Here is a 12,608-nt window from a genome sequence, read left to right as displayed (position 1 = left end):
ACGCTCGCAATAGGAGGAGACCTCCAAGGCTAGTCGTCCTCCCGACGTACGGTCTCCGTTTCGCCATAGACGTCCAACGCAAGATCGATTCCAAGATCACCAAGACGTCTTAGCAACGAACTGCCGAACGTGCCCCCTGTGTTCCCTGTCGAATACCACCCGATAAAGAACTCCGATCGACCGCCGCCAGCCCGGATTCTCAAGAAAAGATCTTGGTACTTAAGCAATTCTTCTGACATGCGCTCAAGTAGATCGGCCAGATCCTCATTGGCCTCCCGCGTAATTGGAAATAAGCAATAGCTCCTCTTATAAACACCACCCAGTGCGAGTCCCGCTGGATTAGTCCTAGGCTCCCCGAGCCGGTGCACCCACCTTGGTTTCAAGGCTAGAGTTGCGCAAATCTCGTCGGCACCAACGTCAATGCTGAAGGTTCGAAGTGAGACGACAAAATCGAGAGTTTTCATTTTTCACCTACGGCAGGTACGGACCAACTGGACCGTTGTCGACAGCGTTTCCTTTATGATCACCAGTAATTACGTGACCATCAGGTGTAATTCCCACCCAATCTTGCGGCCCTGCCTCGAGCCCACCTTTGATTCCATGCACATCGTCCTTATCCTATCCCCGTGGCCCCTTGGCCTGATCGATCGGAATCGTTCCTGGTGGACAATTCTTCAGTTTCGAGCCCGGCTTCGGTTTCGACGCCATCATGGCGTCCTGCACGATCGGCCCCGTGAAATTCCAGCCGACCCACGCACCAATCGCACCGCCGACAGCTCCGCCAGCAGCCGCTCCTGCAGCAGGATTCAATCCTAGCGGATCGCGATACCCGACAGGATCCCCACCCACATACGCATAAACGTTGCACTTGAGTCTTGCGGCAGCCCAGTCGGTTCAAGCCTCACACTCCGCGAGGCAAGGATGCTCCGATGATGTCGGGACAACCATCCCCCCAGTTTTTTAACTCATCACTCAAATGAAAATGAGCAATCTCCTCATGGCTTAGGCCATCAAACCTCTCAGCACAGGAAATCAGGAATTCCCCAATTTTTCTCAGAGAATCCGGACTTCCCTGGATGGAAACATCAAGACACTCAATCAAGCCACCCTCAAACACCACTTCGTTTTTTGGGTGACAATAAACCTTATATTTATCCATATTAATAATATAAATTCAGATCATTAAATTATCACTTCCGCTCTAACCTCACATCCAATCCGGCATGTCACTTGGGTCATCGTAGCCATACGGGTTCATTGGATCTATCGCTCTCATCGTAGACTGGGCCCAGTCCTTCAGTAGCAGGAGGTCTCCAATTGCTCCGAGAGCAAAGCCCTTCTTCATTAGAAATTCGCGCAGCTTCTTATTCTTAGGAAGATCGCTTGGACATTTACCATGACTTCCCGTCCCATCCTTATTGATGGCCGTTATAAGATTCCCATTTTTATCGTAAATGTGAGCGTGACTTTGCTGACCCGCGACGTGAGGTGGGTCAATCCGAACAGTGTTCGTTGTACCCGGTACCTGTTTGGGGATGCCAGAGTTTGCAAGCCCAGACGGGTCGGTGTAGATAATCGGATTCCCGTTTACATATGCGTACCCATTCGTCTGCCCAGCCGCCCACCCGATCGGATCCGGACTGACGAAGCGCCCCGTCTCCGGATCGTAGTAGCGCGCCCGGTAGTAGTACAGCCCGGTGGCATCGTTCTCCCGCCCCGTGTACTGCTGGGTATTGCGGCTGGCCTGTCCCAGCATCCGCGTCTTGCCGTAGGGCTCGTAGCGGTATTGCGTCTCCAGCGTCGTGCCCAGCCCGTCGCTCAGGCCGATCACGTTGCCATTGCCGTCCTCGCTCGGTGCGGTACCAGTCCTCGCGGATCCGCGCTATGTCCGCGACAGGGCCATATCCGGAGTGCGTCGGTAGCCCATGCGTGAGGCTCGGTTCCCCACCCTATTGAATGCGCGATGGCCCAAGCCTCTGCCACTCAATACCCGAAGTCCTCCAGCACATACCTGGCCTGACTGAATCCCTTGTCCGCTGCCTGCTTCAGCAGCCTGATCGCAGCCTCGGTAGGCTTGCCGTCCTGGAACTCGCGCAAGGCGAACAGATACAGCGTTTCCGGATTTCCGAGTGCAAACGCCTTCTCGTACCAAGCGTTCGCCTTTGATAGATCGACTGGGTAGCCATACTGTCCTGTCTGGTAATACCAAGCGAGAAGGTGCTGCGCCTCGCCATAGCCGCCCTTCGCAGCATGTTCCAGCCAGTGATTCGCGATCCTGATGTCTAGGGACACTATGTCACCCCAGCGCTGCATGCAGCTCAGTTCCCACTGTGCCTCCAGATTTCCATCGTCGGCCAGTGCTTGGAGGCGCTCGATCCAATGCGCACAGCGCTCCGGATCCACGGCAGTGCCCTCACCCTTCTGACACCAAAGGGCGGCCATGGCGCAGGCCATCGGCTCTCCCGCCTCGGCGCAGGTCTCCATCAATTGAAAGGCTTGGGCGCCATCGTCGGCGTCGTATGCTGCCATCGCCCTCTTGAACTCGGGAGATCTCTTCCGCATCCATCAACTCCACCAGTGCTTCCTTCGGTTGCCTGACCACCAGGAACAATCTCCCCCACCCGCGACGATACGAAGTGACCAACGGGATATCAGGCCCCAACGACGGACGACTTGGCAGTTGATCTCTCCCCGAAAAACTCCCTCCCGCTTGCCATACCAGTCGCTCGCTTGAGACATCTCCTTGCCCTCCTGAATGGCGCTGCGCCTGGATCCATTCCTAGCGACATCGGCACTCAACGGGGCCGCGACCGCGCATGCCCCGTGTTACTACCTCTGGATAAATTGGCTCCAGGTTGCCTTCCTTGCCAATTTCAAGGCACTGCCTGCGACAAGCCGCTTCGGAAGAGGAGACATCCTTCAGGAAAAAGGCGGCGGCGATATTCAATCCAACGAAAGTGGCGAACGCAAGGCAAACGATTATCCATATCGGAATACGATGCCATGCCTTTTCAACTGAACTCAGTAATCCACTAAATCTCATTTCTATCGCATTGAGATCTGCCTAGTCTCCGGATCTTGGTAATGCGCCCGCTCGTAGTACATCGCTCTCCCCACCTGCAATGCCGCGTGTTCCTGCTAGCCGGCCCCTCGGCCCTTCACTTCTGGCACCGGGAACGGGCGCGATGTGACTGCGCCCAGCACACATTGACTCAGCGCCCGAATTCCTCCAGCACATAAATGGCCTGACTGAATCCGTTAGCAGCCGCCCGCTTCAACAATCCGATCGCTGCCTCGGTTGGCTTGCCATCGCGAAACTCTCGCATTGCGAATAGGTACAGCGTCTCCGGGTCCTCTTGCTTCAGCGCTCGCTCATACCAAGCGTTTGCACGCGCCAGATCAATCGGATATCCGTACTGCCCTGACTCGTAGTACCAAGCTAGGTGGTGTTGCGCCTGGCCATGCCCTCCCTCTGCCGCACGCTCCAGCCAGCGGTTCGCGATCTTGACGTTCCTGGGGATCACCTCATTGCCCCAGCGCCGCATGCAACTCAAGTTCCACTGCGCGTCCAGATCACCTCTTCGCGCGAGCGCCGCTAATCGACTGATCCAGAACGCGCTGCGCTCTGGATCGGCATCCGTGCCTTCCCCTCTCTTGCACCACAATGCGGCGAGGAAGCATGCGGCCGGATCCCCTTCATTGGCACACTCCTCCATTAGGCGAAAGGCCTGCACATTGTCATGGGCATCGTAGGCTTCGATTGCCAGTTTGAATTCGGCTGTGATTTTCCTCACTTTTCGCTCCTAGAAGCACACTCTCAATCGATCGACCAGTGCCACCGCGTGCCGACCTCTACAGCCGTATTAGCCTTTCGCATCGCTCGGCAAGGACACACCGATAATGTCCGGGCAATCCTTACCCCAGTTTTTCAACTCATCACTTCAATGAAAATGAGCGACCTCGTTATTACTCAAACCATCAAACCTATCCGCACAAATAATCAAGAACTCCCCAATCTTCCTTAACGAATCCGGATTTCCTTGAATGGAAACATCAAGGCATTCCAGTAATCCACCCTCAAAGACCGCGCCCACCTTGGGATGGCAATAGACTTTGAATATATTTTCCAAAATACCCCTCAATACATAGATTCTTTCACGAAAAACCAACGTCTCTCGCGTTCATATATCGAAGTTCCCGCGCTCATCCGGAATCCAATACGGCATCCGGCTTGAATTGTCGTACCCATGTGGATTGGTTGGGTCAATCGCTTGCATAGTGGACTGAACCCAATTTTTCAGGATAAGAAAATCCCCAAGCACCCCAATAGAAAAGCCCTTCTTCATGAGGAAATCACGCAGCCTCTTATTCTTCGGAAGGTCATCTTGACATTTCCCATGGCTTCCCGTCCCATCTTTGTTGATGGCAGTTATCAGATTCGTAAATATGGGCGTGACTCTGCTGACCGAGAGAGCCTGGGAATGTCGTTGCTACATGCCGCATCTAGTCGCGCCCGACCGACACGGTGATCTTCAGTGGCAGTCCAAGTCGTGCCACTTGTGTCAGAAGGTCTGCACTGAGGCTGAGGTCGCAGTTCGCATTGCCATCTGAGTCACTGCCGAGTGCAATAAACACGTCGACATAGGCCTCCTCTACCCCAGCCACAGTGGGAAACGTCTGACTTGGCCGCACTTTCTCGACGAGCTGAGCGAGTTGCACCTCAAGCAATGGCGAATCGGATTCAATGACAAGGCCCCATAGCCCGCATTTCGCCGTGATTTCGTGCCCCGACGACGAAATTCTCTTTTCGCCGCAACTCCGTTTTCTGTTTGGTTCGATCCCCAGGATCTCCGTGATCCGATCCGGGTCCAACTTCGTTCCCGTAACATAAAGAGCAATGATCAGCATCGGTTCATCTTTCATCATTTCGCCTTTACGCCGTTGAGATTGCCGTAGGGCTCGCGACGGTTGGCGATTTCGCTGTAGCGGCCAAACGCTTGTGCCACACTCGCGCCGCCGTGGATGTAGTCGAGCCACTCGTCGCCCTAATGGCAGCTGCGCAATCAAGGGACAGCGTAAAACGAGATTTCCATCTTCGCTTGATGGCGGGCTAGCAGCTCCGCGATTTGCACGGTGATAACTGGACCTCCACCAATACCCTGATCTTGCCAGAAGACGCTAAACCAGTATTGAAAATCATCACCAAGAATTTCTCTAATCGTTGGATCGACCTTGATTTGGCTAATAACCCAGAGGAAATGATCCTCAATATTTCCCCCGCCCACCATACCATCTGAATTCAATTGCCAGTGATACCTTGGAATCGGGACGTCTTCCAGACCCACTGCACGGCGGAAGCGCATGCGGCGATTCCGTTGCTCTTCAGATGCGTTATCAACAAACCCCCACTTTGTATGCGCTAGGACAGGCAAAAAATCAGGCGGGAGTGAGTCCCGCACATCGGATATTATGTGTAGAATACAAAAAATACTCACCTTTACTCCTCCCACCCGCCTCGCATGCCGCGAAGCCCGCTTCGATTCCCACCTCTAATTTTCCCACCACGCCCGGAATCGCGCGTCTTGCATGCCTCATACTCGTCGACCATGCGATTTGCCATTTCCCTGTTTGGTAGGTCATAAGGCTTATCCGGATTGAAGCCGTTATGGCTTTTATCGAATGGTCCATACCATAACTTATTCGTTTCCCACCACTTCCAGAAGCCCGCATTTTTGATGCCAAAGTCCCTGTCTCCGGGCGCGAGTCCGTCAGGGTCCACGTAGCCAATCGGATCCCCACCCACATACGCATACCCATTCGTCTGCCCAGCCGCCCACCCGATCGGATCCGGACTGACGAACCGCCCCGTCTCCGGATCGTAGTAGCGTGCCCGGTAGTAGTACAGCCCGGTGGCTAAACCCAGACCTGGCCAACGCCGAATCTCATCTGCCAACGACGCTTACCACATGGGTGAGCGTCGTTGGCAATGCCTTTCAATCTGAATCGCAATTAAAAGATACCGTAATCTTTACACCTAATCGACCTAACCATTCCAAATCTACCGATGTCAGCTCGGATTCATACGATCCACCTCCATTCCTATCGGATATCGCTACAAATATGCTGATTTCCGCATAATCAACACCTGGAATTTGCAATGGCAAATAACGTGCAGCCTCGAGCTTTGATCTCAAGCATGAAATATGGTCCGAAAGCGACGAAGAGTGAGCATCAGAGTCCAAAGACCAGAATCCTATCTTAGCCGCCACCTCATGTTTTGTTGATGTCTGCCAAAGCTCACCCTTCACTCTAGATTTTGTGGCTGCAACGCCGAGCATTTCGGTAACGAGATCGGGATCAATGGCATCTCCACGGAGAAGCAAAAATACATCAACCAATGATTTTGATATTTCCATTTACAGACCCCACTCAATAGTCACCCAAGTTCCCAACAACCTCCCCTTCCGGGTCAACAACATCACCAGTAGACGGATTAACCCCATATTCGTCTTTAGGACGGCTCATGTTATCCCCTTGTTTAACCCCCTTATGAAAACGCCGTCTTCCTTCATTTGCACCACAGCCATCTCTTCTTCCCCATTCGGCCGCACCTTTATCTCCGGGCCAATAGCCAGATGGATAGTTCGTTGCCAGAATGGGCCCCAACACATTCCAGCCAAGGTAAGCACCGATGCCTGCTCCGATCGCTTCAGCCGTCGGGGGAAGTAGTGGAAGCAGCATCGCAAACTGTCCCGTCGGATCAGTGCGAGAGATCGGATCCCCACCCACATACGCATACCCATTCGTCTGCCCTGCCGCCCACCCGATCGGATCCGGACTGACGAAGCGCCCCGTCTCCGGATCGTAGTAGCGTGCCCGGTAGTAGTACAGCCCGGTGGCATCGTTCTCCCGCCCCGTGTACTGCTGGGTATTGCGGCTGGCCTGTCCCAGCACTCGCGTCTTGCCGTAGGGCTCGTAGCGGTATTGCGTCTCCAGCGTCGTACCCAGCCCGTCGCTCAGGCCGATCACGTTGCCGTTGCCGTCCTGCAGCAGGAAGCGCTCGGTGCCGTCCAGATCCTGGCGGATCTGCGGCATGTCCAGCGCCGGGCCGTGGAGTGTGGTGCTTTTGTCGCTGCCGGGTAACTCTTGCGCCAGGTTGATGCCGTCGTGGGCGTATTCGATGAACTCCCCGCCCTGGGAGCTCGTGCTGCGCAGGCCACTGGGATCGTAGGTGAATGCCACCTGCCCCGTGGCGGCAGTGGTGACCCGGCGCAGTTGGTCGCGCTCGTTCCAGGTGTAGGTACGCACGCCGTCGTCGATCAGGTTGCCATTGGCGTCGTAGCGCAGGGTGCGGCCGGCCCAGCGTGTCAGGCGGTTGCGCGCGTCGTACTGGGCGTCGGTCACGCTGGCGCCGGGCAACTCGATCGGGTTGAGGCTGCCGCCGATGCCGGAGCGGCGCCCGGCGGCATCGTAGCTGTAGCGGATCTCGCCCAGCTTGCCGCCCGCGCTGCGGTAGTCGAGCCCGGTGAGCTGGCCGGCGGCGTCATAGCTGTAGTCAGTGACGAGCCGGGCACGGCCGCCCTGGCCGGTGGCGGTGCTGCGCACGAGGCGGCCGGCGCGGTCCCATTCGAACTGCAGGGCGGTGGCACGGCCGTCTTGGCTGATACGGGTCACCCGGCCGACCGGATCGTAGGCATAGCGCAGCGTGGGGGAGTCCGGGATGACGCTCGAGCCCTTCATGCGCATCGTCGTCAACTGACCGGGCGTGCTGGCCTCGTAGGTACGGTACACCCGCGTGATGCCGGACATCCACTCATACACCAGGCGGCCGGCGTTGTCGTAGCGCAGCAGTTTGAGGCCGACATTGGTGTCACCCAGGTTGAACCCATTCCCCAGGTCGATGATGTCCAGCTGGCTTTTCCATGGCCAGTTGTCCGCCGTGGCCGCGCCGTATTCGATCGTCTCGGGCTGGCCCCGCTTGTCGCGCTTGATGGTCATGCGCTTGCCGCGCGGGTCCACCGTCTCGCTCAGCGCCCCGGCCAGGTCGTAGCCGTAGGTAGTGCGAGCGCCGTCGGCTTCGGTCCTGGTGGCGACGCGGCCGATCGGCGTATGGGTGAAGCGCGTGGTGTTGCCGCGTTCGTCGGTGCGCGCGGTCAGGCGGCCGGCGGCATCGTAGGCGAAGGCGATCTTGCCGTTGCGGGCGTTGACGATTTCCAGCACGCGGTCCATGGCGTCGTAGCGCACCTGGGTGGCGTGGCCCAGCGGGTCGGTTACCCGCGTGCGGCGGCCCGCGGCGTCCGTCGCGTAGCGCACGGTGCGGCCGAGCGGATCGGTCACGCTGGCGAGGTCGGCGCCGCTATAGCCGTAGGTGGTGGCGTGGCCGAGCGGATTGGCGGCACGCGTGCGCCGCCCCTGGCTGTCGTAGGCCTGGGTCCATTCGCCGCCATCGGGCGCGCGCACGCGCACGAGGTTGCCGCGGCCGTCGTACTGGTAGGTCCATTCGCCGCCGTTGGGCAGCTTGAGCCGGGTGGGGACGTTCCACACCGGGTCGTAGGTGGCTTCGGTGACGCGGTCGCCGTAGCTGAAGGCGGCCACCTGGGTGCGCCTGGCCAGGTTGCCGTTGGCGTCGTAGGCATACAGCGTGACGCGGCCGCGGTAGTCCTCGCTGCGCACCAGCCTGCCGCTGGCGGCGTCGTAGGTGAAGCGGTGCTCGTTACGTTCGAGGATGTTGCCGTTGGCGGCCTGCTGGTTGGCCACCACATTGCCGTTCGCATCGAAGTCGACCTGGCGCACGGCGCCGCGCCGGTCCGTCACTTCGGTGCGGGTCACGGTGCCGCTGGACGGCGTGTAGGCGAAGCGGAAGGTGCTGCCGTCGGCCAGGGTCTGCCGCACCACGCGCTGCGCGCCATCGTACTCGTTGACCAGGGCCTTGATGCCGAGCGCGTCGGTAATGCCGACCAGGCGGTCCTGGCCGTCCCACTCGTAGGTGGTGGTGCCGCCGTCGCGGGCGGTCGCCTTGACCAGGCGCAGGCGCGCGTCGTAGGCATAGGTGGTGGTGCGGCCGAGCGGGTCGGTGATGCGGGAGATCAGGCGCCGCGCGCGCACGTCGTCACTGCCCGAGTAGCCGATCTGCAGCCTGCGCCCGCTCGGGCCCTGCACCGCGATCAGCAGGCCGGTCTGCTCACGGGTCAGCGTGAGGCGGTTGCCGTTGCGATCGGCCACTTCGCTCAGGTACCAGCGCTGGCCGATCAGCGAGAAGGTCCAGCGGTGGCGGTCGTGCAGGGTCAGCACCCGCTCGCGGGCGCCGTTCTGCGCGATCTCGGTGCCGTACAGGTTGCCGCGGCTCCTGCCGTTGCGCCAGCGGCCGTCCGCCACGCGGGCGAAGGGGATCGCCACGCCGCTGGGCAGCACCAGTTGCAGGCGCGCGCCGCCTTCCGTCTCGCGCAGGTAGAGGTCGTAGTGGGGCTGCATGCCGAGGCCGAAGGCCCCCAGCACGGCCTGGCCGTCGGCATTGCGCAGCGAGCTGCGGTAGACGCGCCCCATCTGCAGCGGGATCAGGTCGGCCACGGTGTGGTCGACCACCGCGTAGTCGAACTGTCCGGTGAACAGGTTGACCGGGTCGCCACCGCTGGCTTCCGCGCACTGGCCCGCATCGGCATCGCCGCAGCCGCCGCTGACGTCGTCCATGCTGACGTCGCCGACGATGTATTCGACGTTGTCGGGCGCATCCAGCGACAGTGGCGTGTCGTCCGGCATATAGGGCTTGCCGCCGCCGGGCGGCGCGCCGGCGCAGTACTCGGTGGCGAGCGTGGCGCTGCACAGGCCGCCCAGCCCGCTGGTGACGGTGGAGGCGTAGAGCAGGCAGTTCTTCGAGCCGGGAAAGGCGCCGGCCGCGGCGAACTTGTCGTAGCAGTCTTCGGCCCACGCGGCGGGGGCGAGGCCGGTGATCACGCAGGCCAGCAGCAGCTTGCCGAGCCAGTGGCGCGGCAGGATCGGGGGCTTCCAGTGCAGGCGAGACCAGGACAGCATGGTCGATGCTCCTTGGTGAGGCGGCCGGGTCGTGCCGGCGCCCGGGCGAACGGGGGCCGCGGGCGCGGCCCCGGGAGGGCCGGCCCGGCAGCGGGCGGCGAAGCGGAGAGAGCGGGAAAGGCGTGGCGCCGCGCGGCGGCGCCGGCTCACCCGGTGTGCCCGGCGCTAGGACGTGCGGCGGATCGCGACCAGGTTGCCGGCCGCGTCGTACTCGTAGGTGACGGTGGCGCCGCTGGCCTTGTCGGTGACGCGGACCAGGCGGCCCAGTTCGTCATAGGCGAGCACCAGGTCGGCGGCGCTGGCCGCGCCGGTGCCGCAGAGGGCGCCGGCCAGGGCCAGGGCGGCGAGCCAGCGCGGTGCGGGCCGCCGCGGCGACGCGGGGCGGGTCTGCAGGAAGCGAGTCATGGGTCGATCGTCTCGGTGGACATTGCAACGCATGGCTGCGGGGCCGTCGCGGGAAAGCGGGAGAGAAGCGAGGGAGGAACGGAAGCGATGGCCGGGCCGCAGGGCCTGCCCGCACCGCCCTGCGGGGCGGCGCGGGATGAGCAAAATGCTATGGCCTCGCGGATCGCGCGTACATAGGACGAGTCTGCAAGTTGGCGACGAATGCGAGCCGCATCCGTGCCGTGGCGTGGCGTGGCGGAGAAGGGCCCACCTCGAGCGGGCCGGCCCCGGGGACGCCGCTCAGCCCTCTGCCAGGATCTGCCGGATCGCCTGCTCGAAGGCTTCCGGCGGCTGGCCGCCGCTCACCAGGTAGCGGTCGTTGAAGATGATCGACGGCACCGACTGGATGCCCATCGCCTGGTATTCCCGCTCTTCCGCGCGCACTTCGTCGGCGTAGTCGCCGCGCGCCAGCACGCCGCGCGCCTGTTCGGCGTCCAGCCCGACCGAGGCGGCCGCCTCGACCAGCACGTCGTGGCTGCTGGGATCCTTGCCGTCGCCGTGGTAGGCCTGCAGCAGCGCCTGCTTGAGCGCGAGCTGCTTGCCTTGCAGGCCGGCCCAGTGCAGCAGCCGGTGGGCGTCGAAGGTGTTGTAGACGAACTCGCGCGGGCCGAAGGCGAAGCCGACGCTGGCGCCGCGCTCGCGGATCATGGCCTGGGTTTCGGCGATCTGGGCCGGGGTGCGGCCGTATTTCTTGCCGAGGTAGTCGACGATGGCCTCGCCCTGCGGACCCATCTGCGGGTTCAGTTCGAAGGGATGCATGGCGATGCGGGCATCGACCTCGCCATCCAGGCGCGCCAGCGCCTGCTGCAGCGAGGCCAGGCCGATCGCGCACCAGGGGCAGGCGATATCGGAGACGAAGTCGATCTTGAGGGGAGCGGGCATGGTGATCCTGGCTTCTGGGTGCGGTGAGCTGCGCTCCGGGTGGAGCGCAGGATATTCAGGCCGACAGCGTAGCCGGAATCGCCGAAGCCTGCAGGGAGCCGCGCCGGGCGCGCCGCCGGAAGCGCTGAGCGACGATGGCCGGCGCTCAGGCGCCCTCGCGCATGCCGCGGTAAGCGCTGGGGGCCACGCCGTGCCAGCGCTTGAAGGCCTGCGAGAAGGTCGACAGGTCGCTGAAGCCGAGCCGCGCCGCGATCTCGGTCAGGCTCAGGTTCCCCTCCTGCAGCCATTGCCGCGCCAGCGCGGAGCGGTGTTCGGCCAGCAGCGCGCGGAAGGAGCTGCCGTCTTCCTGCAGGCGGCGCTTCAAGGTGCGCGGGCTGGTGTGCATGCGCTGCGCCATGCCGTCGAGCGTCGGCGGCTGCCCGCCCGGGGCGCTGTCCAGGTAGTGGCGCACCAGCGCGGCGGTGCCGAGGCGCGCGCGCCGTTCTTCCAGCAGCCGGCCGCACATCTGCTCGCACATCGCCACCGTGACCGGATTGGCCTGCGGCAGGGGCCTGGCCAGCCAGGCGCGGTCGAACAGCAGGCTGTTGCGCGCGGCGCCGTAGGTGGGCGTGGCACCGAACACCGTCGGCAGGTCGCGCCGGGAGTTCCCGCGCGCCGGCGCCCTGGCCGTGAGCGTGAAGGCCCGCACGCGGAAGTCGCCGCCGCCGATTTCGCGCAGCAGCACCGCGGCGGCGGCCATGTCGCGCTCCAGCAGGAACTGGCGCAGGCCATCGGCGAGCGCCGGCTCGCCGAAGCCGAGCACCCCGAGTTCGTGTTCTTCGTGGTAGGCAATCCCGCAGAAGGCGAAGGTGAGCGGCAGGAAACGCAGCGCCAGCGCCATGGCGTCGGCTCCCGTGGCGCTGCTGATCAGGCCGTAGCCCCACACGCCGTAGGCGGAGAAGTGATATTGCAGCCCCACCTCCAGCCCCAGTCCGGGCGGATGCTCCAGCAAGCGCAGCAGGTTGCCGGCGACGCGCAGTTCCTGCGCGGCGCTCACGCCCTGGTTGGGGTCGGCCAGCCGTTCGGGCGACAGGCGCGTGCCGGCCAGCAGCTGCGCCGGCGCCAGGCCGCGCGCCACGCCGAAATCCACCAGCAGGTGGACGCTCGCCGGACTTCTCGTGAACTCCCAGAAGCGCATGAGGGGATACCCGGAAACGGTCTGATGTGGCCCGAATACTAAAACAACTGTCCCCGCGCGCCATTGGAGGATTCCC

13 protein-coding genes are annotated in these 12,608 nt (G+C 61.7%); 1 reads left to right on the top strand and 12 read right to left on the bottom strand.

What is annotated here, in order from left to right:
* Positions 1-901: 901 nt before the first annotated feature.
* The 3 genes from BKK79_RS39400 to BKK79_RS27960 all read right to left on the bottom strand — a co-directional run bounded on the left by BKK79_RS39400 (position 902) and on the right by BKK79_RS27960 (position 2,529).
* Positions 902-1,159 (bottom strand): Imm32 family immunity protein, encoded by a 258-nt coding sequence (locus tag BKK79_RS39400; RefSeq protein ID WP_084085261.1) that lies wholly within the window; start codon positions 1,157-1,159, stop codon positions 902-904.
* 48 nt (positions 1,160-1,207) lie between these two features.
* Positions 1,208-1,831: an RHS repeat-associated core domain-containing protein gene (locus tag BKK79_RS42080; protein ID WP_071039442.1), complete on the bottom strand. Its 624-nt coding sequence runs from the start codon at positions 1,829-1,831 to the stop codon at positions 1,208-1,210.
* 152 nt (positions 1,832-1,983) lie between these two features.
* Positions 1,984-2,529, bottom strand: coding sequence for a tetratricopeptide repeat protein (locus BKK79_RS27960; protein WP_198173415.1), 546 nt, complete (start codon positions 2,527-2,529; stop codon positions 1,984-1,986).
* A 226-nt stretch (positions 2,530-2,755) separates the two neighbouring features.
* Here BKK79_RS27960 and BKK79_RS40645 point away from each other — a divergent pair, with 226 nt between their 5' ends.
* Positions 2,756-3,019, top strand: coding sequence for a hypothetical protein (locus tag BKK79_RS40645; protein WP_157128540.1), 264 nt, complete (start codon positions 2,756-2,758; stop codon positions 3,017-3,019).
* Positions 3,020-3,212: 193 nt separating this feature from the next.
* Here BKK79_RS40645 and BKK79_RS27955 read toward each other — a convergent pair whose 3' ends face one another.
* From BKK79_RS27955 to BKK79_RS27930, 9 genes are all read right to left on the bottom strand, one after another.
* Positions 3,213-3,794 (bottom strand): tetratricopeptide repeat protein, encoded by a 582-nt coding sequence (locus BKK79_RS27955; protein ID WP_071039440.1) that lies wholly within the window; start codon positions 3,792-3,794, stop codon positions 3,213-3,215.
* Positions 3,795-4,503: 709 nt separating this feature from the next.
* Positions 4,504-4,926, bottom strand: a complete 423-nt coding sequence (locus BKK79_RS27950) for a DUF4279 domain-containing protein (RefSeq protein WP_071039439.1) — start codon at positions 4,924-4,926, stop codon at positions 4,504-4,506.
* 137 nt (positions 4,927-5,063) lie between these two features.
* The gene (locus tag BKK79_RS40640) at positions 5,064-5,363 is read right to left on the bottom strand and encodes a hypothetical protein (protein ID WP_157128539.1); all 300 of its coding nucleotides are present in this window, start codon (positions 5,361-5,363) and stop codon (positions 5,064-5,066) included.
* Positions 5,364-5,497: 134 nt separating this feature from the next.
* The gene (locus tag BKK79_RS42370) at positions 5,498-5,953 is read right to left on the bottom strand and encodes an RHS repeat-associated core domain-containing protein (protein ID WP_084085259.1); all 456 of its coding nucleotides are present in this window, start codon (positions 5,951-5,953) and stop codon (positions 5,498-5,500) included.
* 40 nt (positions 5,954-5,993) lie between these two features.
* Positions 5,994-6,416 (bottom strand): DUF4279 domain-containing protein, encoded by a 423-nt coding sequence (locus BKK79_RS39390; RefSeq protein ID WP_084085257.1) that lies wholly within the window; start codon positions 6,414-6,416, stop codon positions 5,994-5,996.
* Positions 6,417-6,429: 13 nt separating this feature from the next.
* Positions 6,430-10,029, bottom strand: coding sequence for an RHS repeat-associated core domain-containing protein (locus tag BKK79_RS27945; RefSeq protein ID WP_071039438.1), 3,600 nt, complete (start codon positions 10,027-10,029; stop codon positions 6,430-6,432).
* A 165-nt stretch (positions 10,030-10,194) separates the two neighbouring features.
* A complete protein-coding gene (locus BKK79_RS27940) occupies positions 10,195-10,434 on the bottom strand; it encodes an RHS repeat domain-containing protein (protein ID WP_071016853.1) in 240 nt (79 codons plus the stop codon).
* Between the two features lie 279 nt (positions 10,435-10,713).
* The gene (locus BKK79_RS27935) at positions 10,714-11,355 is read right to left on the bottom strand and encodes a DsbA family oxidoreductase (RefSeq protein ID WP_071016855.1); all 642 of its coding nucleotides are present in this window, start codon (positions 11,353-11,355) and stop codon (positions 10,714-10,716) included.
* Positions 11,356-11,500: 145 nt separating this feature from the next.
* On the bottom strand, positions 11,501-12,532 hold the full coding sequence (locus BKK79_RS27930; protein ID WP_071039437.1) for an AraC family transcriptional regulator: 1,032 nt from the start codon (positions 12,530-12,532) through the stop codon (positions 11,501-11,503).
* Positions 12,533-12,608 lie beyond the last annotated feature (76 nt).

The organism is Cupriavidus sp. USMAA2-4, assembly GCF_001854305.1.
Lineage (GTDB): Bacteria > Pseudomonadota > Gammaproteobacteria > Burkholderiales > Burkholderiaceae > Cupriavidus > Cupriavidus malaysiensis.
The sequence above is the reverse complement of the archived record's forward strand: the minus strand, read 5'-3'. Positions and strand labels throughout refer to the sequence as shown.

Excerpts from the sequence above, each read along its gene's own strand:
- BKK79_RS40640 (WP_157128539.1), bottom strand. The coding sequence starts at position 5,363 with ATGCGCTTCCGCCGTGCAGTGGGTCTGGAAGACGTCCCGATTCCAAGG.
- BKK79_RS27940 (WP_071016853.1), bottom strand. The coding sequence starts at position 10,434 with ATGACTCGCTTCCTGCAGACCCGCCCCGCGTCGCCGCGGCGGCCCGCA.
- BKK79_RS40645 (WP_157128540.1), top strand. The coding sequence starts at position 2,756 with ATGGCGCTGCGCCTGGATCCATTCCTAGCGACATCGGCACTCAACGGG.
- BKK79_RS27950 (WP_071039439.1), bottom strand. The coding sequence starts at position 4,926 with ATGATGAAAGATGAACCGATGCTGATCATTGCTCTTTATGTTACGGGA.
- BKK79_RS27930 (WP_071039437.1), bottom strand. The coding sequence starts at position 12,532 with ATGCGCTTCTGGGAGTTCACGAGAAGTCCGGCGAGCGTCCACCTGCTG.
- BKK79_RS27945 (WP_071039438.1), bottom strand. The coding sequence starts at position 10,029 with ATGCTGTCCTGGTCTCGCCTGCACTGGAAGCCCCCGATCCTGCCGCGC.
- BKK79_RS27935 (WP_071016855.1), bottom strand. The coding sequence starts at position 11,355 with ATGCCCGCTCCCCTCAAGATCGACTTCGTCTCCGATATCGCCTGCCCC.
- BKK79_RS39400 (WP_084085261.1), bottom strand. The coding sequence starts at position 1,159 with ATGGATAAATATAAGGTTTATTGTCACCCAAAAAACGAAGTGGTGTTT.
- BKK79_RS27960 (WP_198173415.1), bottom strand. The coding sequence starts at position 2,529 with ATGGCAGCATACGACGCCGACGATGGCGCCCAAGCCTTTCAATTGATG.
- BKK79_RS39390 (WP_084085257.1), bottom strand. The coding sequence starts at position 6,416 with ATGGAAATATCAAAATCATTGGTTGATGTATTTTTGCTTCTCCGTGGA.